The organism is Streptomyces sp. NPDC002886, from assembly GCF_042888445.1.
In the GTDB taxonomy this organism is placed as follows: Bacteria; Actinomycetota; Actinomycetes; order Streptomycetales; family Streptomycetaceae; genus Streptomyces.
Window position 1 is genome coordinate 402829 of the sequence record NZ_JBIAPV010000002.1, and the last position, 19976, is coordinate 422804.

The window sequence follows — 19976 nt, forward strand, 5'->3', positions numbered from 1 at the left end:
TTTCTGGGGCTGGCCGTCCGGGCGTCGGTCACTGACCCGGCTGCGGGCTCGGCTGGGAGCCGGGCCGCGCGCCGGGTTCGTAGGTGACCGGGAGTCCGGCGGGGGCGGTTCCGGTGGGAGCGATCTGGAGGGTTTTAAGGGCGAACTCCATGACCTTCTTGTAGATGGGCCCGCAGATCTGGCCACCGAAGTAACTGCCCTTGGTGGGGTTCTGGATGGCGCAGTAGACGGTGATGCGGGGGTTGTCCGCGGGTGCGAATCCCGCGAACGAGGCGGTGTAGCCCTTGTAGCGGCCGGTGGCCGGATCCACCCGGTTGGAGGTGCCGGTCTTGCCGCCGACCCGGTAGCCGGGAATGCGGGCCTTGGTGCCGGTGCCCTCCTGGTCGTCGACCACCGACTCCAGCATTTCCGCGAGGGTCTTGGCGGTCTCCTCGCTGACCACGCGGTTCTTCGCGGGCGCGGGCGCCGGGGTGAAGCGGCCGTCGGGGCCCTTGGTGCCGCGGACCAGGGTCGGGGCGACGCGCACCCCGCCGTTGGCGATGGTCGAGTACACGGAGGCCGCCTGCATGGCGTTGAGGGACAGGCCCTGGCCGAAGGGGATCGTGTACTGCTGGGAAGTGGACCACTTCTCCGGCGGGGCGAGGATGCCGCGGGACTCGCCCGGGTAGTTCAGGCCGGTGGGCCGGCCGATGCCGAACTTGTCCAGGTACGAGAACAGGACCTTGTTGGACTCGGGCTGCGTCGGGCCGAGCTGGCCGGTGGCCAGGATGGTGCCGATGTTGGAGGACTTGGCCAGGACCCCGTTGAGGGTCAGGTACCAGGTCGGGTGGTCGATGTCGTCCTTGAAGAGCCGGTCGCCGCGGTGCAGCCGGTTGGGGACCTCGACGTGGGTGTCGGGCTTGGCCTTCTTCTCCTCCAGGACGGCCGCCATCGACATGACCTTGGCGGTGGAGCCGGGCTCGTACACGTCCTGGAGCGCGGCGTTGCCCATGGCGGCGGAGCTGGCCTTGGAGAGGTCGTTGGGGTCGAAGCCGGGGGCGTTGGCCATGGCGAGGACCTCGCCGGTGGCCGTGTCCTGGACGATGACGTACCCGCGGTCGGCCTCCGACTTGGCGACCTGCTCGGTGATGGCGCTCTGCGCGGCCCACTGGATGTCGCGGTCGATGGTCAGTTCGATGTCCTCGCCGGGCACGGCGGGCTTCTCGCTGGACCCCGCGGTCGGCACGCGGCGGCCGCCCGACTGGGCGTACGTGAGCTCGCCGTCCTTGCCGGACAGCTTCTTGTCGAGGGAGGACTCCAGGCCGCCGCCGCCCTTGCCCTCGGCGTTGACGTAACCCAGTATCCCGGCGGCGAGGTCGCCGTTCGGGTACACGCGCTTGCTGCTGTTCTCGTTGAACACGCCGGCCAGGACGTTGGCGCCGGGGCCGTTGTTCTTCTTGTCCGCGGACGCCTTCTCGGCGAAGACCTTCTTGAGGCCCTTGATCTGGTTCCAGACCTGGGGGGTCTGGCGGCGGGCGAGGACCACGTAGCGGGTGTTCTTCGTCTTCAGGCGAGCGGTGAGCTCCTTGGCGTCCTTGCCGAGGATCGGCGCGAGGAGGGCCGCGGCCTGCTCGGGGGCGTCGGGAGCCTTGCTCTCCTGCACGGTGAACATGTGCGGGTCCGCGGTGATGTCGTACGCGTCCACGCTGGTGGCGAGCGCCACGCCCTTGCGGTCGGTGATCTCCCCGCGCTCGGCGGCCAGGGTGTAGCTGGCGAAGCGGTTCTCGGAGGCCTTGGCGGAGTACGCGGACGCGTCGACGGCCTGCACCTGGAGCAGCCGTACGACGAACACCAGCATCACCATCGTCAGGCCGACGCTGACCAGCCGCAGCCGGGGCTTGGGGGCGCCGAGCCGGATCGTGTGCGGTTTCCTCGCGGGGGCGGGGCGTCGGGTGGCGGGCCTGGCGGCGGGCCGCGCCGCGCCCCGCGCCCGTTCCGCCCCGGGCCGTGGCCGCCCGGGCCCGGGCACCCGCCGCCGCGGCGGCTCCTGGGGGCTCATGCCCGGCCTGCCGGCGCCGACGGGACCGACTCCGGCCGGGGGTCACCCCAGCCGGAGGTCGGGGGATGGTGGAAGGGCGGGTAGGGGACCAGCCCCGCAGGGGTACGCGTCACTACGTCACCGTCCAGGGGTCTGGGAGGGCTGAGCGGCTCCGCCCGGCGGGGCGGCGGGGGCGGCGGGGGCCTGGCCCGAGGGGGCCGGGGCGGCGCCGCCCGAGGGGGCGGCGGCCGGGGAGCCGGCCGGGCTCGGCACGGCCCCGCCGGGGGACGCCGAAACGGGCGGCGCGGCGGACACCGGCGCGGCCGGCGGCGACGGGGGCGGCGGCTCGGCGGCCGGTGAGGCGGTCCCGGCGACCTTGCCGTCGGGGCCGATGAAGACCGGGCTGCCACCGGGGACCAGACCCAGCTCGTGCGCCCGCCGCTGCAACGCGTCGGGCGCCGAGTAGCCGTCCACGTCCCGCTGCAGCGCCTGTTCCTCGTCCGTGACCGCGGTCGTCTCCCGCTTCAGCTTGCTCAGCTGGAAGGAGCCCTGGTTCAGCGCCGAATTCAGCAGCAGCAGGCTGATCAGCCCGCCGCCGAGCAGCGCCACGACCAGCAGGACGAACGGGGTCCGCGCCGCCTGTCCGGCGACCGGCCCCCCCAGCACCCGCCCCAGGCGTTTCACAGCCGCGCCTCCCGGATGCGCTCCACCCCGCGGCAGCGGGCCGGCGCCGCACGCCGGTTCTCCGCGATCTCCTCCTCCGTCGGCAGCTCGGCGCCGCGCGTCAGGAGCTTCAGCTTCGGCTGGTACTTCTCCGGTACGACCGGCAGCCCGGGCGGGGCCGTCGAGGTCGCGCCGGCGGCGAAGGCCTGCTTGACGAGGCGGTCCTCCAGCGACTGGTACGAAAGCACCACGATCCGGCCGCCGACCGCGATCCGGTCCACGGCCGCGGGGATCGCCCGCTCCAGTCCGGACAGCTCGCCGTTGACCTCGATGCGCAGGGCCTGGAAGGTGCGCTTGGCCGGGTTGCCGCCGGTCCGCTTGGCCGCCTGCGGCAGGGAGTCGCGGATCAGTTCGACGAGGCGCGCGCTGTTGGTGAAGGGGTCCTTGTCCCGCTCGCGCACCACCGCGGACACGATCCGCTTGGCCTGCTTCTCCTCGCCGTACTGGCGCAGGATGCGGACCAGCTCGCCGGGCGCGTAGGTGTTGAGGACCTCGGCCGCGCTGATGCCCGTCGTCTGGTCCATCCGCATGTCGAGCGGGGCGTCCTGCGCGTAGGCGAAGCCGCGGTCGGCCTCGTCCAGCTGCATGGAGGAGACGCCGAGGTCGAAGAGGATGCCCTGCACGGCGGGGATGCGCAGGCCGTCCAGTACCTCGGCCAGGTCGGCGTAGATGGCGTGGACGAGGGTGACCCGGTCCCCGAAGGGCGCGAGGCGCTCCCCGGAGAGGCGCAGGGCTTCCTTGTCGCGGTCCAGGCCGATCAGGTGGGCCTCGGGGAACCGGGTGAGCAGGGCCTCGCTGTGCCCGCCGAGGCCGAGGGTGCAGTCGACGACGACGGCCCCGGGCCTCTCCAGGGCCGGGGCCAACAGGTCCAGGCACCGCTGGAGCATCACCGGGACGTGTCGGGACTCGCTAGTCAAAGCGCCCTCTCAGATAACGGCGCGGCAGGCATACGCCGCGCCGCGCACGCGGAGTCTTACCAAAGGGCCGGGCGGCCGGTCAGGGCCGGGCTCCGGCCGGTTCGCGTCACTTTAGTGCAACGGTCGCCGCGGTCAACGAACCGCCCCGCGCGCCGTGCGCCCCGGTGCGACCGAAGCCGCAAAAGCCGCGAATCACTCGGACGGCCGCGTGCGCCTCACCCCTGTGGGTTAGCTCACAACTTGATCAGGTGACCTTCTTTGTCCAGCCTCACTCGATGCCCACACGGCCTGTGACCACTAACGTCGTATCCATGACGACTTCCGTACCCCTGCCCGCCGCCTCCGCGCCCCAGGCCGCCGAGGAGCTCTCCGTCACCGACCGCCTGGTCGACTCGAACCGCGCCTACGCCGCCAAGTTCGCCGACCCCGGCATGGACGCCCGTCCGGTCCTCCAGGTGGCCGTCGTGGCCTGTATGGACGCCCGCCTCGACCTGCACGCCGCCCTCGGCCTGGAGCTGGGCGACTGTCACACGATCCGCAATGCCGGCGGGGTGGTCACCGACGACACCATCCGCTCCCTCACCATCAGCCAGCGGGCGCTCGGCACCCGCACGGTGATACTCATCCACCACACCGGATGTGGTCTCGAAAGCCTGACCGAGGACTTCCGGCACGAGCTGGAGGACGAGGTCGGTCAGCGTCCCGCCTGGGCCGTCGAGGCCTTCCGTGACGTGGACCAAGACGTCCGCCAGTCCATGCAGCGGGTCCGTACGAACCCCTTCCTGCCCCACAAGGACGATGTGCGAGGCTTCGTCTTCGACGTGCACACCGGGCTCCTGCGGGAGATCGATCCCACCTCTTGAGTGACACCAGGGCCAAGGGCCGTCAAGAATGCGGGGAGACGTCACCCGGAAGAGGTTTCCGGGCCGGTGATCGCGACGTTCTTGATTGCTCTTGATTTCTGAGGTGTTTCGGGGTGGGCCGGTCATGCGCGATGGTGCGCCGGCCCTGGGAAAGGGTCGAGGAGAACCAGGTGACCACGTATGACGACCGAGCGAGCCTCGCGGATCTGACCAGCACGGCGCAGCAGGTGCGGGAATCGATCGAGAGCGTGATCGAGGGCAAGCCGGAAGTGGTCCGCCTCGCGCTGACCGTCCTGCTCGCCGAGGGCCACCTGCTGATCGAGGACGTTCCCGGCGTCGGCAAGACGATGCTGGCCAAGGCACTCGCCAAGTCCATCGACTGTTCGGTCCAGCGGATCCAGTTCACCCCGGACCTGCTGCCCTCGGACATCACCGGCGTGAGCATCTACGACCAGCAGCGCCGGGAGTTCGAGTTCAAGCCGGGCGCGATCTTCGCGCAGATCGTCATCGGCGACGAGATCAACCGCGCCTCCCCCAAGACCCAGTCCGCGCTGCTGGAGTCGATGGAGGAGCGCCAGGTCACCATTGACGGCACCACCTACACGCTGCCGAGCCCCTTCATGGTCGTCGCCACCCAGAACCCGGTGGAGATGGAGGGCACCTATCCCCTCCCCGAGGCCCAGCGCGACCGCTTCATGGCCCGGGTCTCGGTGGGGTACCCCAGCCCCGAGGCCGAACTGCGGATGCTCGACGTGCACGGCGGGCTCTCCCCGCTCGACGACCTGACGGCCGTCGCGCACGCCCACGACATCGGCAAGCTCATCGAAGCCGTCCGCGAGGTGTACGTGGCCGCGCCCGTCCGGCGCTACGTCGTCGACCTGGTCTCCGCCACCCGCAGCCACCCCGACCTGCGCCTGGGCGCCTCGCCCCGCGCCACCCTGCACCTGCTGCGCGCCGTCAAGGCCTCCGCCGCCCTCTCCGGGCGGGACTACGTCCTGCCCGACGACGTCCAGGCCCTGGCCGGACCGGTGCTCGCGCACCGGCTGCTGCCCACCGCGCAGGCCCAGCTGAGCCGGCGCACCGCCGAGCAGGTCGTCGCCGACATCCTCCAGCGCACCCCCGTACCGGCCGCCCCCTCGCGCGGCGAGATCCCGCCCGGCGCGGGCATCCGGGGCTTCTGATGAGCGCCGGCGCCCCGCACGGCGCGGGCGGCCGGAGTCCGCAGGAGGGTGGCGGGCTGCGCGCCTCGCTGGCCGGCCTGACCACCCGCGGCCGCTCCTTCCTGGCCGCCGGGATCGCCGCCGGGCTGTGCGCGTACGTACTGGGCCAGTCCGAACTGCTCCGGGTCGGACTGCTGCTCGCCGTGCTCCCGCTGCTCTGCGTCCTGGCCCTGCACCGCACCCGCCACCGCGTCTCCGGCAATCGCCGGCTGACCCCGGTGCGGGTGCCCGCCGGCTCCGAGGCCCGGGTGCAGCTGCGGCTCGACAACACCTCCCGGATGCCGACCGGGCTGCTGATGCTCCAGGACCGGGTGCCGTACGTGCTGGGGCCCCGGCCGCGCTTCGTCCTGGACCGGGTGGAGCCGGGCGGCCGCCGCGAGGTCTCGTACCGGGTCCGCTCCGATCTGCGCGGCCGCTACCCGCTGGGCCCGCTCCAGCTGCGGCTCACCGACCCCTTCGGGCTGGTCGAGCTGACCCGCTCCTTCTCCGCCTACGACACCCTCACCGTCATCCCGCGCACCGAGGCGCTGCCCTTGGTGCGCTTCACCGGCGAGTCCTCCGGCTACGGCGACGGCAGCCGCCGCTCGCTGGCCCTGGCCGGCGAGGACGACGTGATCCCGCGCGGCTACCGGCGCGGCGACGACCTGCGCCGCGTGCACTGGCGCTCCACCGCCCGCTACGGCGAGCTGATGGTGCGCCGCGAGGAGCAGCCGCAGCGCAGCCGGGCCACCGTGCTGCTGGACACCCGGCGCCTCGCCTACGAGGGCGCCGGCCCCGACTCCGCCTTCGAGTGGGCCGTCTCCGCCGCCGCGTCGACCCTGGTGCACCTGCTGGAGCAGGGCTTCTCGGTGCGCCTGCTGACCGACACCGGGGACTGCGTGCCCCGCGAGGGCGGCGGCTTCACCTCCGGCGGGCAGGACTCCGCGGAGGCGGCGGGGCTCCTGATGGACACCCTCGCGGTGATCGGACACTCCGACGGCGCGGGCCTCTCGCGGGCCTGCGACGCGGTACGCAGCAACGGCACCGGCAGCGGCTTCGGCGGAGCGGGCGGCGACGGGCTCCTCATCGCCTTCTTCGGAGACCTGGACGACGTACAGACGGGACTGGCGGCCAAGATGTGCCGGCGCGGCGGAGGGGCCGTGGCGTTCGTACTGGACTCCTCGGACTGGTCCGGGCGGCCCCAGGGCCTGGCTTCGGTGATGTCGGCGATGTCGGGGGGAGCGCCCCCGCTGGAGGAGCGCCTGGCCGGGCTGCGCGACGCGGGCTGGACGGCGCTGGCCGCCCCGCCCGGGGTGGCCTTCGGGGAACTGTGGCGGCAGGCGGGCAACGCGCCGATCGGCGCGGCGGGCGGTTCGGGTTCGGCGGGGGGCTGGGGATGAGCGGACGGGCGAGACTGACGGTCTTCGCGGCCCTGGCGACGCTGTTCACCGCCTGGTCGCTGAACCCGCTGGTGGAATCGGGCGGCTGGCTGCCGCAGGCGGCGCTGCTGCTGGCGCTGCAGAGCGCGGTGGGCGCGGGCGCGCGGCGGGTGCCGCTGGCCCGGACGCTGACCGTGGCCTCGCAGGTCCTCGTATCGCTGCTGGCACTGATGCTGGTGTTCGGCGGCAAGATGCCGTCCGCCGCCGGCGAGGGGCTCCTGGACTACCTCGTCACCGACTTCGGCGCGCTGTTCCGCCAAGGCGTGCAGGACGTGAACGAGTTCGCGATGCCGGCCCCCCTGACGGACGGGATCCGGCTGCTGCTGGTGTCCGGGGTGCTCCTGATCGGGCTGTTGGTGGACCTGCTGGCGGTGACCGTACGCACGGCCGCCGCGGCCGGGCTCCCGCTGCTCGCGCTGTACTCGGTCGCGGCGGGCCTGTCGGGCGCGGCCACCGGCTCGGGCGGCGCCTCCTGGACCGCCTTCCTGCTGGCGGGCTGCGGCTACCTGCTGCTCCTGCTCGCCGAGGGCCGCGACCGGCTCGCGCAGTGGGGCCGGGTCTTCGGCGCCGCTCCGCGCGGCAAGGTGGCGGCCGGATACGCGGGCGGCGGCCAGGCCCTCGCCCCGGTCCGCACCGGGCGGCGGATCGGCGCGGTCGCGCTGGGTCTGGCGCTGGCGGTGCCCGTGGTGCTGCCCTCCATGGGCAGCGGACTCCTGGGCACGGGCGGCGGCGTGGGCGACGGCGAGGGCAACGGCCTCGGCCCGTCGATCCAGGCGGTCAACCCGCTGGTCTCCCTGCAGAGCAGCCTGAACACCCAGGACAACCGGGTCGTGCTGCGCTACCGCACGGACAGCCCGCAGCTCGGCGAGCAGTACCTGCGGATCCTGGCCCTGGACGAGTTCAACGGCGTCAAGTGGGAGGCGTCGGGGCGGGCCCTGACGGACGTCCCCAAGCGGATGCCGAACCCTCCCGGGGTGAGCGAGAGCGTGCTGAACGGCGCGACCGAGGTGCAGACCTTCATCTCCTCGGCGCAGACGTACGCCCAGCGCTACCTGCCGATGCCCTATCCCGCGACGGGGGTGGACATCGCCGGGAAGTGGCGGTTCGAGCCGGCCGGGCGCACGCTCGTCGGGGACCAGCTGGGCAAGGACAAGTTCCAGAACGCCCAGGGCGTGCAGTACTCGGTGCGGAGCCTGTTGCTGAACCCGACGGCGGAGCAGTTGCGCCGCGCGCCGGCGGCGGATCCCGAGATCGCGGCCGAGTACACGAAGGTGCCGGACAACCTGCCGGCGGTCGTCGTCCAGACGGCCCGCGAGGTCACCCGCGGCACCAAGGACGACTACTCGGCGGCGGTCAAGCTCCAGGACTACTTCGCGGTGAGCGGCGGTTTCCGCTACGACACGAAGGTCTCCTCCGGTACGGGTGCGCAGGCCATCGCCAAGTTCCTCGCCGACAAGGAGGGCTTCTGCGTCCACTTCGCCTTCTCGATGGCCTCGATGGCGCGCACCCTCGGGATCCCGGCGCGGGTCGCGGTCGGGTTCACGCCCGGGGTGAAGCAGGCCGACGGCGTCGTCAACGTCTCGATGCGGGACGCGCACGCCTGGCCCGAGCTGTACTTCGAGGGCGTGGGCTGGACCCGCTTCGAGCCGACGCCCCGGTCGGGCATCACGGTGCCGGAGTACAGCCGGCCCGCCACCCCGCAGACCCAGCCGAGCGCGCCGACGGCGGCCCCGTCCGCGAGTGCGGCGCAGCCGTCCGCCGGGCCCTCGACGGCGGACGACTGCCCGCCGGACCAGAAGAAGCTGGGCGAGTGCGGTCCGGCCGCGGGGCAGCGGAACGCGGGCGCGGGCGGCGACGGCCCCTCCGCTGCCACGGTCCTGGCCTGGACGGCCGCGGGCATCCTGCTGCTGGCCCTGCCTCTGCTGCCGTTCCTGTGGCGCGGCCGGCTGCGGGCCCGGCGGCTCGGCTCGGGGCGGGTCCTGACCGCCTGGCGGGAGCTGGGCGACGCCGCGTGGGACGTCGGGATCCTCCCGGACGAGGCACTGTCCCCGCGGGGGGCGGCGGACCGGGTGGTGTCCCTGGGCCGGCTGGACGCCTCGGCGGCCGATGCCGTACGCCGGGTCGCGGGCGCGGTGGAGCGGGAACTGTACGCACCGCCGGGCGCGGCGCCCCCTGACGCGGAGCTGGCCGAGGACGTCCTGCTGGCCCGCGCCGGGCTCCTCGCCGGGGTGTCCCGCCGGTCCCGGCTGCGCGCGGTGCTCTTCCCCCGCTCGGCGGCGCGGGTCGGCTGGGCCGCCTCGGCCCGCTGGGCTTCGCTGACCGGCCGCCTGGCCGACGCCGCCGCCCGGGCCCGGACCCGAATCCCACTGCGCGGCCGCGGCTGACGCCGGGTCGGGTCCCGCGCGGCGGCGAAGGTGGGGCAGGGCCCGGGGCGGGACACGGCTGAGGCCGGGGCTCGATCCCCCCGAGCCCCGGCCTCAGCCTTGTTCCCACCCCGTCGGCCGGAGAGACCCGGTCCGCACCTGCCGCCCCGTGTCGGCGGTGCGCGCCGGGTCCCTGTCCGTCGCCCCCAGTCTGGCGTGCCGACATCCCGCACCCCATCCGCGCAGGTACTCATTTCCGCGCCTAGGTACGGATACTCACCCGCCCCACCAGTTCTACGCGGCCCCGCCGCCCCCGCGGCACCGCCGATCGGGGGTCACCCGCCACCGGCCCCGCGTCAGCGGTTCCCGCTCACCCTGCCCCGCAGCAGCAGCGACAGCGCCGAGTGCACGTCGTCCAGCGACCGCTCGCTCTGGAAGGACTGCCAGTCCAGCGCCGCGACGAGCACCATTCCCACCATCGCCGCGGCCGTCAGCGGCACGTCGATCTCCGCGCTGAGCTCGCCCCGTTCCACGCCCTCGCGCAGCACCGTTTCCACGACGGCGACGGCCTCCCGCCGGACGACCATCAGCGTGGACTGCCAGGTCCGGTTGGTGCGCCACAGCTCGGCGACGTAGAGCTGGGTGAAGGCCGGGTAGCGGTCGATGAAGACCAGTCCGGCCCGGATCATCTCGTCGAGCGCCTCGACCCGGGTCCCGCCCCTGGCCTCGGTGGATTCCGCCGCCGTGCGCAGGGACTCGGTCAGGAGTCCGACCCCGTGCCGCAGCAGCTCCTCGAAGAGGTCGTTCTTGCTGGCGAAGTTGTAGTAGACGGTGCCCTTCGCCACGCCCGCCCGCTCGGCGATCTCCTCGACCGTCGTCGCGGAGAAGCCCTGCTCCGCTATGAGGGTGACGGCTGCTTCGTAGAGCTTCTGCCGTGTGGCCGCGCGGCGGCCGCCGCCCCCGGCCGTACCGGTGCTGCTGCTTTCCATGGCGCTGATTCTCACAGGTCAACCTGTCCGTCCGGGCTACAGGCTCAGTTCCGGGCGCAGCCGGTCCATCGTCCACACCTGCTTGCCGCGGGCGGCGAGGGCGGTGAGGGCGAGGGCTCCCGCCGTGAAGGCGGTGAGGACCAGGCAGCCCTGCCAGACCGGGGCGAGGTCGCCGCCGGTGATGAGCCGGCGCAGGCTCTCGACCACGTAGGACATCGGCAGGTAGGGGTGGATGGCGTTGAAGAAGCCGGGGCTGGTCTGGACGGGATAGGTGCCGCCGGCGGAGGTGAGCTGGAGCATCAGGACGGCCAGGACCAGGATCCGCCCGGCGGCGCCGAACTTGGCGTTGAGCCACTGGACGATCGCGGCGAAGCAGGCGGTGACCAGGACCAGGAAGCCGACGGTGAGCGCCGGCCGGGCCATCTGCAGGCCGAGTCCCCAGTGCAGTACGGACATCAGTGCGCCCACCTGCGCGGCGCCGATCCCCACCACGGGCAGCCAGCCCGCGAGGGCGATCCGCCAGGGCGAGGCTCCGGTGGCGAGCGCGCGCCGGTTCAGCGGCGCGATCAGCATGTAGGCGACCATCGCGCCGACCCAGAGGGAGAGCGGGATGAAGTACGGGGCGAAGCCGGTGCCGTAGTTGGGCGCCTTGTGCAGGGACTGGTTGGCGAGGCGGACCGGGTCGGCCATGACCTCGGTGCGGGCGTCGCGCTGCTGCTGGTCGTAGGCCGGGATCTTGCCCGCGCCGTCGTGCAGGCCGCCGGCGAGGTCGCCGTTGCCGTCGACGAGCTTGACCAGGCCGCCGTCGAGGTCGTGCGCGCCGGCGCCGAGCTTGCCGACGCCCGCGCCGAGCGCGCCGGAGCCCTCGGTGGCGGAGCCGATGCCGGTGTGCAGCTTGACCATGCCGGCGGAGACCTTGTGGGCACCGTCGTTGAGCGCGTTCACCTGGGTGACCGCGGATTCCAGGTCCGCGGAGAGGCCGGGGGCCTTCGTGACGAGGAGGCGGGCTTCGCGCTCCAGGTCCGCGAGCTGCTTGTGGAGGGTGGCCAGGTCCCCCTTCGAGTTCCCCAGCAGGGTGTCCACGTCACCGGCGAGTTCGGCGGCCTCGGCCGCGTCGTCCTTGAGCCGCTTCAGCTGCGGGCAGGTCTCGGGGAGCGGCTTGGCGCCGGTGGTGCAGGTCTTCGCGTAGACGTCGGCGGCGCCGGTGGAGACGCGCTGGGTGACGGTCGCGGCGGCCGGGGCCGCCTTGGCGAAGGCTTCGAGGTGCTTGTTGACCACCTGGGCGGTGTCGGCGACGAGTTCGGCGCTGTCCGCGAGGCTCTTGGGGTCCTTGAGGAAGGGGCGGGCCTTGTCGGCGACTCCCCCGACCTTGTCGGCGAGCGTCTGGGTGCCGGCCGCGACGCCCTTCGCACCCGTTTCCAGCTGTCCGGCGGCCTCGTTCAGCTTCTTCAGTCCGCCGGTGAGCTCGCCGTTCTTCTGCTTCGCCGTGTCCAGGCCGTCGGCGAGGTCCTTGGCGCCCTTCTGCGCCTTGCCCGCACCGTCCGTGAGCTTGTCGGCTCCGTCGGCGGCCTGGGCGGTCTTGTCGTGGAGGTCGGAGAAGTTGACGAAGATCTTGTCGAGGAAACCGCGGGAGGCGTTGGTGGACGCCGCCGAGCGGACCTCGGAGAAGACGGTGCGCGAGATCGAGCCGACGATGTAGTTGTTCGCGTCGTTGGTGCGGACCTGGAGCGCTCCGGTGGCGGGGTCCTCACCGGAGCTGGAGGCGATCTTCGTGCTGAAGTCGGCGGGCATGGTGAGGGAGAGGTAGTACGTGCCGTTCTCCAGCCCCTCGGCCGCCTCCTCGGCGCTGACCTCGCGCCAGTCGAAGGTCTTGCTGTCGTGCAGCTTGCGGGTGATCTCGTCGCCGGCGTCGATCCGCTTCCCGTCGACGGTGGCGCCGCTGTCGGAGTTGACGAGGGCGACCGGCACCTTGTCGAGGCGGCTGTAGGGGTCCCAGAAGGACCACAGGTACAGGGCTCCGTAGAGGAGCGGCAGCAGGAGCAGCGCGACGAGGGCGGCCCGGGGCAGCTTCCCCCGCCCGAACCGCTTCAGCTCAAGCGCGGCCAGCTTCGGCGAGCGCATCGTCGTCCCCCTTCGTGTCGTGCGGGTCGTCCTGGGCGGCGGCCGGGATGCCGGCGCCGTCGGAGTCGGTGGTCTCTTCGGAGCCGGTGGTGTCGTCCGAGTTGGTGGTCTCGTCGGTGCCGTCGGAGTCGTGCGGGGTGGTGGCCCGGCCGCCCCAGCTGACCTTGGAGTCCATGGGCCGGGGCACCGGGGCGGAGCCCGCGGCCGGTGTGGCGGCCGGGTCGGTGGTGGCCGCGGCCGCCACCGGGACCGTGCGCACGACCGTCACGTCGGACGGGGCCTCGCTGCACACCGCGAGGACCGTGGTCCCGCGGGCGGCGAGGGAGCGCAGCAGGTCCCAGGCTTCGGCGCGTTCGGCGTCCGAGAGCTTGAGGTCCAGGTCGTCCAGGGCGAGCAGGCGGGGCGCGCCGAGCAGCGCGATGGCCACCGACAGCCGTACGGATTCCAGCCGTTCCAGGTCCCGTACGGAGGTGCGCGGACCCTTCGGCAGGGTCCCGAGGTCGAGTCCGGCGGCGGCCAGCGCGGCGTCGATCCGGGCCGCCGTGGAGGTGCGGCGCTCGGCGCGCGGGCGGAGCAGGGCGCGGACGGGGCCGTCGTAGCGGCGCTGGAGCAGGGCGCCCTCGCGCAGTTGCTCGGCGACGGTGAGGGCCTGGTCGAGGTCGTTGACCCCGGGCACCGGGCCGAGGGCCGCGATGCGGCGGACCGCGGCCATCTTCTTCGGCAGCCGGTGGCGGCCGATCTCGGCGTGGCCCTCGGTGGCCTTCATCCGGCCCGTGAGGGCCAGCAGCAGGCAGGTCCGGCCGCTCCCGGAGGGGCCTTCGACCGCGATGAGCGAGCCGGGCGCCGCGTCGATCCCGATCCCCCGGAAGACCCAGCCTCGCGGGCCCTTCACTCCGAAGTCCTCGGCTTTGACGGCCGCGCCGTGCGGGCTGTCCACGCCGTCCCCCTCCTTTTGAACTGACCGGTCAGTTCAAAAACTAGCATCCCCGGCGGCATCCACGGCGCGCGGGGCGGCAGTTGCCCGGACGCGATCCCGAGTTCGGGGACGAACCCGCAGGTCAGCGCGATTGTCAGTGGGGGCCGTCACGATGGGGACACGCAAGAACAGCTCGACCCGTAGGAGCTCGACCAGGCAGCGCGATGCGCACGCGATGACAGGAGGTTCGTCATGGCCACACCGTCCCCGTCCCCTGTCCACCCCGTCCCCCGGAAGTCGGCGGCTCCACCCGCCGCCCTCGACCTGCTCACCAAGGCCCACGAGGGCCTGGCCGAAGCCGCCTTGCTGACCCGGCCCAACGAGCGGTACGCCACCGCCCATCTCGCCGCGCTGCGCGCCGCCGCGGCCGTGCTCGCCGCGCGCGGGCGGCCCGAGCCGGTGCACCCCCGGCGCAGGCCGCGGATCCGCAGCGCGTGGGAGGTGCTCCCGGAGATAGCGCCCGAACTGGCCGAGTGGAGCGCGCTCTTCGCCTCCGGCGCGGCCCGCCGGGCGCGGGCGGAGGCCGGCATAGCGGGAGCGGCCACCGGCCGGGACGCGGACGATCTGGTGCGTGCCGTCGCGATGTTCCTGCGTTTGGTGGAGCGGATGCTCTCGCTCCACCCGCCGGCGGCGGCCGCCCCGGCGCAGGCCCTGCCGCCACCGCGTACGGGGCGTCCGGACGTGGGATGACCTGCCCGGCAGCCCGAGGCCATAGGGTGGGCAGCGACCACTCACCAACGCGCCGAGGAGCCATCAGCCGTGTCGGACACTTCCCGCCCCCGCGCCTCCCTCCGCACCGCCGTGGTGTGGGAGGTCCTCAAGGAGGCGCTCGACCGCCGGGTGAAGGCGACCGGGCGGGACGTGCTGGACGTGCTGGACACGGGTGGCGGTACGGGCAAGTTCGCGGTGCCGGTGGCCCACCTCGGCCACCGGGTCACCGTGGTGGACCCGAGCCCCAACGCGCTGTTCGGTCTGGAGCGACGCGTCGCCGAGGCCGGCGTGGCCGATCTGGTCCGCGGGGTGCAGGGCGACGCCCAGGGTCTGCTCGATGTCGTCGAGCGCGATTCCTACGACGTGGTGATCTGCCACGGCGTGCTGGAGTACGTGGACGACCCGGCCGAGGGCGTCGCCAACGCGGTGGCCGCCCTGCGCCCCGGCGGCATCCTCAGCCTGCTCGGCGCCGGACTCGGCGGGGCCGTCCTGGCCCGCGCCCTGGCCGGGCACTTCACGGAGGCCCGTACGGCCCTGACCGACCCGGCCGGCCGCTGGGGCACGGGCGATCCGGTTCCGCGCCGCTTCACCGCCGAGCAGCTCTCCGCGCTGGTCTCCGAGGCGGGTCTGACCGTGGGCGCGGTGCACGGCGTCCGGATCTTCGCCGACCTCGTCCCGGGCGTCCTGGTCGACACCGAGCCGGGTGCCGTCGAGGCCCTGCTGCGGCTGGAGGAGGCCGCGGCCGAGCTCCCGGCGTTCCACGCGGTCGCCACGCAGTTGCACGTCCTGGGCGAGAAGCCCGCCTGATCTGCGGAGCTTCGGGGCACGCGGTGCGCCACTCACCCTCCGAACCGGCGTCGTGACCCGTATGATCGGGGTCAGCGCCCGGCATGACGAGCGGACCTCTGGGGAATAACGCCCTCAGTGAGCCGTTCAAGACGGCGCTGAGCATTCCCCAAGCGGTACTTTTTACGGGCAGTGTTTTTTTAGAACGTGGCGTAGAGGGCGGGTATCACGGGGGCGATTCCCCGCCTATCCTGAAGGGGACCCCTGGTCGCTACCCCCCGCGACCGACGGATGAGGAGGACTCCCGTGCCGCTCTCGGAGCACGAGCAGCGAATGCTCGAGCAGATGGAGCGAGCGCTGTACGCCGAAGATCCCAAATTCGCTACAGCGCTTGAGGGAAGCGGACTGCGCACGTACACCCGGCGACGGGTCTACCAGGCAGTCGCAGGCATTGTGGTGGGTATCGCGCTCCTCATGACCGGTGTGATCGTGCCGAACGTACTGTGGATCAGCGTGGTGGGATTCCTCGTCATGCTGGGCTGTACGGTGCTCGTGGTCACCGGTTGGCGCAAGGCACCCAAGCCTGGTGAGCAACCCGCCTCCGGAAGTGCAGGCGGTTCGCCCCAAGGGCAGAACCGGCAGCGTCGGTCGATGATGGGCCGCATCGAGGAACGGTGGCAGCGCCGCCGTGACGAACAGGGGCAGTAGACCGGCCCCACAGACAGACTCGGGTGAGGGGACGGCCGCCGGAAGGCGGCCGTCCCCTCACTGCTGTGCCGCGCCGGTCGGCCCCCGGATCCGCTCATCTCCCGATTCCGCGCCGGATCGCGGCTTCTGGGCCATGATGACCAGATGAGTGTGCTCCCCCTGGTCTTCACCAGCGGCTGGGCCAGTGGGATCAACGCATACGCCGTGGTCCTCCTGCTCGGCATCTTCGGCCGGACCGGACTGACCGATGAGGTCCCCGCGTCCCTGCAACGCACCGACGTGCTCATCGTCGCGGCCGTCCTCTTCCTCTGCGAGGCCGTCGCCGACAAGATCCCGTACGTGGACTCCCTCTGGGACACCGTGCACACCGTGATCCGCCCGGTGTCCGGAGCGGTGGTCGGCGCACTGCTGGCCGGGCAGAGCGGCTCCCTCTCCGACATCGCCGCCGGCGCGGTCGGCGGCACCACCGCCCTGGCCAGCCATTTCGTCAAAGCCGGCACCCGCATGGCGATCAACACCTCGCCCGAACCCTTCAGCAACGTCGCGATGAGCACCGCCGAGGACCTCGGGGTGGGCGGCATCGTCACCTTCGCGATGTTCAATCCGGAGGCCGCCGCGATCATCTGCGCCGTCCTGCTGATCATCGGACTCGCCCTGCTGATCTACCTCTGGGCCAAGATCCGCCGCTACCTGCGCCGCCGCGCCCAGCGCCGCGAGGAGAAGAGGCTCGCCGACGAGGTGGCCCGGGTCGCTCGATAGGCTCAGCCGCATGGCACGAATTGCGGTGATCGGCGCCGGGATGGGCGCGATGGCTACGGCGGCACGGCTGGCCGTGGCCGGACATCAGGTGACGGTCTACGAGCGCGGGGCGACCTACGGCGGAGCCGTCGGCCGGTACGCCCGCGACGGCTTCGTCTTCGACACCGGCCCCGGGCTGGTGCACCTTCCCGCCGTCTACCGCGATCTGTTCGTCAAGACCGGCAAGCGCCCCCTGGAGGAGTGCGCGGAGCTGGTCCAGATCGACCCCGCCGTCCGCTACGTCCTCCCGGACGGCCGTACGCTCACCTTCCCCGGTGGCTCGCACGGCGGCGCCGCCGCCGCCGTCGACGCGGCCTTCGGACCCGGCTCCGGGGACCGCTGGAGCGCGGTCCTGGGCCGTGCCCGGGACGCCTGGGACGCCACCCGCCGGCCGCTCCTGGAGGAGCCGCTGAAGCAGGACCCGTCCGCCCTGGGCCGCGACCCGTACCCCGCGCTGCGCGGGAGCGGACTGCTGCGCCGCCGCCCGCCGACCCTGGCCGAGGTGGCCGCCCGCGAGCTCGGCGGCGGCGGCTTCGACGAGCTGCTCACCGCGCGGGTACGGGCGTACGGGGTCGATCCGGCGACCGCGCCCGCCTCGGCGGCGGTGCTTCCCTACATGGAGCAGACCTTCGGCAGCTGGTACGTGCGCGGCGGGGTCCGCGAGCTGGCCACCGCCGTGTACGAGCGGTGCCTGGAGCGGAAGGTCGCCTTCGAGTTCGGCGCCGAGGTGCGGGAGGTCCTCGTACGGGAGGGCCGGGCGGCCGGGCTGGTGACGGCCGACGGCGCCGAGGTCGCGGCCGACCACGTGGTGTGCGCCGCCGACCCCGGCGGGCTGCGGATCCCGCTCGCCCCGGACTCCGCGTCCACCCGTACGGCGGAACCCGCCCGCTGGTACACCCTGTTCGCCGCGCTGCGCGGGGCCCGGGACGCCGAGGCCGCGCACCGCACGCTGGTGGGCCCGGTCACCGTGCTGCGCCCCGACGACCCCGCCACCCGGCCGGACGCGGAGCACGAGGCGGTCACCGTGCACGCGGTGCTGACCGGGGGGGCGGAGCCCGCCCCGTCCGCCGAGGACCTGCTGACGGCGGCCGAGCGGGCCGTCCCCGGACTGCGCGGGCGGCTGCTGTGGCACGAGCTGCGCACCCCGGCCGACGTCGAGGCGGCCACGGGTGCGGCGGGCGGCCGGGTGCCCGCGCCCGCGCTGGCCGGGGCCGGGGGCCGGTTGCTGCGCCCGGCGAACACCACCGCGGTGCCCGGGCTGTACCTGGCGGGCGGCTGGGCGCACCCGGGCGGCGGACTGGCGCACGCCGGGATGACGGGGGCCCTGGTGGCCGGGCTGATCGTGGAGGGCGCGGACTTCCGCGGCTCCCGCTAGCCCGGCGGGCGGCCGGGGAGACGGCCTAGTAGCGGTACTGCTCGTACTCGCCCGTGCCCTGGTACGGATACGGGTACGGCTGCTGCTGCGGCTCCTCCGCCGGGTAGGGCTGGTTCACGTCGCGCTGCTGCGGGACCCAGACCCCGCCGGGCGGGGTGTCCATGGAGTACTGCTCCTGCTGCCCGGCCGCGTACGGGTCCGGGGCGTAGCCGCCGTAGGTGTCCGGGTAGCCGTACGGCTGCTGCGGGGCGACGGCTCCGCCGGTGCCGATGTACGGATCCGAGTAGGCGGCGTAGACCTGCTGCTCGCCCGGGGCCGGATAGCCGGTGGTGTAGTCGTAGCCGCCCTGGCCCTGCGGGTCGTAGTACGCCGCGTACTGGTGGGCGTCCTGCTCGGCGGCCGGGGCGAACCCGGTGAACGGGGAGGCGAAGGAGTCGCTCTCGCCGGGGCCCCCGTACGGACCGGTCGCGCCGGAGGCCGGCTGCGCGGGGTAGAACCCCTGGACCTGTTCGCGCACGGCGCCCCCGCTGAACGCGCCGGAGTCCTCGTCCGCTTCCTCGGCGTACGCGTCGTCCCCGGCCGGGTCGGGCCCGTACTCCAGGGCCGTGACCTCGAGGGCCGGCTCCGGGCGCGGTGCGCCCCCGGCCCGCCGGCGCCGGCTCTGCGGGAGCTCGGGCTCGGGGGCCTTGCCCCGGCGCAGCGCCCAGCCGGACACGAAGCCCTTGCGGAAGGAGAGGGTCACCAACGTCTGGCCGACCGCGAACGCGACGGCTCCGGCCCCGATGACGAGCACCGAGGGCAGCACGACACCGGCGACCACGCCGACGAACCCGGCGAACGCGAGCAGGCGCCAGCGCAGCCGGGCCTTGTACTGCATCAGGACCTCGGCAAGCAGCCACAGCGCGACGAAACCGAACGCGATGTAGAGGACCGTCATTCCCATGCGGGGCACCTCTCGGTACGGCCGCCCGCGCGGGGGAACGGTACGGCCGGTCAGGCCCGCTGGTGCAGGCCCAAGTTCTCGTAGATCTCCAGCGTCGCCGTGGAATTGTTCAGCGTGATGAAGTGCAGCCCCGGGACACCCTCGGACAGCAGCCGCGCGCAGAACTCCGTGGCGAACTCGATGCCAATGGAGCGTACAGCGGCCGCGTCGTCCTTGACCGCGAGCATGCGCTCTTTCACGGCCGCGGGGAAGACCGCGTTGCTGAGTTGCGGGAGCCGGTCGAGCTGCTTGATGTTCACAACAGGCATGACCTCGGGGATGATCGGGGTCTCGCAGCCCGCCTTCTCGACGCTGTCGCGCATCCGGAGGTAGTGCTCCGGATCGAAGAACATCTGTGTGATCGCATAGTCGGCGCCCGCGCGGCACTTGTCCACGAAGTGCCGGATGTCCGTGTCCCAGTCCGAGGAGCGCGGGTGCATCTCGGGGAAGGCCGCGACGCCGACGCAGAAGTCGCCGGACTCCTTGACCAGCCGGACCAGGTCCGCCGCGTAGTGCACGCCCTCGGGGTGCGGCACCCACTCGCCCATGGGGTTGCCCGGCGGGTCTCCGCGCACGACGAGCATGTTCCGGATGCCCGCGTCGGCGAACTGTCCGATGACGTTGCGCAGCTCGGCGATCGAGTGGTCGACGGCGGTGAGGTGCGCGACCGGGGTCAGCGTGGTGTCCGCGGCGATCTGCTCGGTGGCCCGGACGGTGCCGCCCCGGGTGGAGCCGCCGGCCCCGTAGGTGACGGAGACGAAGCTCGGGGCCACCGCCTCGACCCGGCGGAGCGCGTTCCAGAGGTTGCGCTCGCCCTTCTCCGTCTTGGGGGCCCAGAACTCGAAGGAGTACGAGCGCCCGGACGCGATGAGGTCGCGGACCGTGTGTGCACGGTCCGACCAGGTGGAAGAGGTACCAAGGGCCATACGGGGAGGTTAGACGCGGTCCGGTGTCCGTCGAAGCGTTGTCCACGGATTGGACGCGGAAATGAGACGGCGGGGCGGCGCGA

17 protein-coding genes are annotated in these 19976 nt (G+C 73.1%); 9 read left to right on the forward strand and 8 right to left on the reverse strand.

Annotation, left to right across the window (positions count from 1 at the left end; all coding sequences use genetic code 11):
• Window positions 1–28: 28 nt before the first annotated feature.
• The 3 genes from ACFYYB_RS08000 to rsmH all read right to left on the reverse strand — a co-directional run bounded on the left by ACFYYB_RS08000 (window position 29) and on the right by rsmH (window position 3627).
• Window positions 29–2038: a peptidoglycan D,D-transpeptidase FtsI family protein gene (locus ACFYYB_RS08000; protein ID WP_389433899.1), complete on the reverse strand. Its 2010-nt coding sequence runs from the start codon at window positions 2036–2038 to the stop codon at window positions 29–31.
• A gap of 117 nt (window positions 2039–2155) precedes the next feature.
• Window positions 2156–2701, reverse strand: coding sequence for a hypothetical protein (locus tag ACFYYB_RS08005; protein WP_389433900.1), 546 nt, complete (start codon window positions 2699–2701; stop codon window positions 2156–2158).
• Window positions 2698–3627 (reverse strand): 16S rRNA (cytosine(1402)-N(4))-methyltransferase RsmH, encoded by a 930-nt coding sequence (rsmH, locus tag ACFYYB_RS08010; RefSeq protein WP_389434958.1) that lies wholly within the window; start codon window positions 3625–3627, stop codon window positions 2698–2700. The genes ACFYYB_RS08005 and rsmH overlap by 4 nt, the downstream gene beginning before the upstream one ends.
• Before the next feature lie 341 nt (window positions 3628–3968).
• On the opposite strand from rsmH, the gene ACFYYB_RS08015 reads away from it, so the two are divergent.
• The 4 genes from ACFYYB_RS08015 to ACFYYB_RS08030 all read left to right on the forward strand — a co-directional run bounded on the left by ACFYYB_RS08015 (window position 3969) and on the right by ACFYYB_RS08030 (window position 9542).
• Window positions 3969–4520 carry a beta-class carbonic anhydrase gene (locus ACFYYB_RS08015; RefSeq protein WP_383950543.1) on the forward strand — a complete coding sequence of 184 codons (552 nt, stop codon included), beginning with the start codon at window positions 3969–3971 and terminating at the stop codon, window positions 4518–4520.
• 170 nt (window positions 4521–4690) lie between these two features.
• Complete coding sequence (locus ACFYYB_RS08020) at window positions 4691–5701, forward strand: MoxR family ATPase (RefSeq protein ID WP_327307163.1); 1011 nt, start codon at window positions 4691–4693, stop codon at window positions 5699–5701.
• On the forward strand, window positions 5701–7119 hold the full coding sequence (locus ACFYYB_RS08025) for a DUF58 domain-containing protein (protein ID WP_389433901.1): 1419 nt from the start codon (window positions 5701–5703) through the stop codon (window positions 7117–7119). Before ACFYYB_RS08020 ends, ACFYYB_RS08025 begins: the two co-directional genes overlap by 1 nt.
• Window positions 7116–9542 (forward strand): transglutaminaseTgpA domain-containing protein, encoded by a 2427-nt coding sequence (locus ACFYYB_RS08030; RefSeq protein WP_389433902.1) that lies wholly within the window; start codon window positions 7116–7118, stop codon window positions 9540–9542. The genes ACFYYB_RS08025 and ACFYYB_RS08030 overlap by 4 nt, the downstream gene beginning before the upstream one ends.
• Window positions 9543–9877: 335 nt before the next feature.
• Here ACFYYB_RS08030 and ACFYYB_RS08035 read toward each other — a convergent pair whose 3' ends face one another.
• From ACFYYB_RS08035 to ACFYYB_RS08045, 3 genes are read right to left on the reverse strand one after another with little or no spacing between them, the layout of a single operon-like run.
• Entirely contained in the window at window positions 9878–10525 is a 648-nt protein-coding gene (locus ACFYYB_RS08035; RefSeq protein ID WP_327307159.1) for a helix-turn-helix domain-containing protein, read from the reverse strand.
• A gap of 21 nt (window positions 10526–10546) precedes the next feature.
• Window positions 10547–12631 carry a YhgE/Pip family protein gene (locus ACFYYB_RS08040; RefSeq protein ID WP_389433904.1) on the reverse strand — a complete coding sequence of 695 codons (2085 nt, stop codon included), beginning with the start codon at window positions 12629–12631 and terminating at the stop codon, window positions 10547–10549.
• Window positions 12603–13568 carry an ATP-binding cassette domain-containing protein gene (locus ACFYYB_RS08045; protein ID WP_389433905.1) on the reverse strand — a complete coding sequence of 322 codons (966 nt, stop codon included), beginning with the start codon at window positions 13566–13568 and terminating at the stop codon, window positions 12603–12605. The genes ACFYYB_RS08040 and ACFYYB_RS08045 overlap by 29 nt, the downstream gene beginning before the upstream one ends.
• 231 nt (window positions 13569–13799) lie before the next feature.
• On the opposite strand from ACFYYB_RS08045, the gene ACFYYB_RS08050 reads away from it, so the two are divergent.
• The 5 genes from ACFYYB_RS08050 (at window position 13800) to ACFYYB_RS08070 (ending at window position 17985) form a co-directional block, all read left to right on the forward strand.
• Window positions 13800–14297 carry an SAV_6107 family HEPN domain-containing protein gene (locus ACFYYB_RS08050; RefSeq protein ID WP_389433907.1) on the forward strand — a complete coding sequence of 166 codons (498 nt, stop codon included), beginning with the start codon at window positions 13800–13802 and terminating at the stop codon, window positions 14295–14297.
• A gap of 69 nt (window positions 14298–14366) precedes the next feature.
• Complete coding sequence (locus tag ACFYYB_RS08055) at window positions 14367–15125, forward strand: class I SAM-dependent methyltransferase (RefSeq protein WP_389433908.1); 759 nt, start codon at window positions 14367–14369, stop codon at window positions 15123–15125.
• A 285-nt stretch (window positions 15126–15410) separates the two neighbouring features.
• A complete protein-coding gene (locus ACFYYB_RS08060) occupies window positions 15411–15812 on the forward strand; it encodes a DUF3040 domain-containing protein (protein ID WP_266877102.1) in 402 nt (133 codons plus the stop codon).
• Between the two features lie 144 nt (window positions 15813–15956).
• Window positions 15957–16571 (forward strand): DUF4126 domain-containing protein, encoded by a 615-nt coding sequence (locus tag ACFYYB_RS08065; RefSeq protein WP_389433909.1) that lies wholly within the window; start codon window positions 15957–15959, stop codon window positions 16569–16571.
• A gap of 10 nt (window positions 16572–16581) precedes the next feature.
• Window positions 16582–17985 carry a phytoene desaturase family protein gene (locus ACFYYB_RS08070; RefSeq protein WP_389433911.1) on the forward strand — a complete coding sequence of 468 codons (1404 nt, stop codon included), beginning with the start codon at window positions 16582–16584 and terminating at the stop codon, window positions 17983–17985.
• A 25-nt stretch (window positions 17986–18010) separates the two neighbouring features.
• Here the strand turns inward: ACFYYB_RS08070 and ACFYYB_RS08075 are convergent, their stop codons facing one another.
• Window positions 18011–18928 (reverse strand): hypothetical protein, encoded by a 918-nt coding sequence (locus ACFYYB_RS08075; RefSeq protein ID WP_389433913.1) that lies wholly within the window; start codon window positions 18926–18928, stop codon window positions 18011–18013.
• Window positions 18929–18978: 50 nt separating this feature from the next.
• On the reverse strand, window positions 18979–19893 hold the full coding sequence (gene metF, locus ACFYYB_RS08080; protein WP_389433915.1) for a methylenetetrahydrofolate reductase [NAD(P)H]: 915 nt from the start codon (window positions 19891–19893) through the stop codon (window positions 18979–18981).
• Window positions 19894–19976 lie beyond the last annotated feature (83 nt).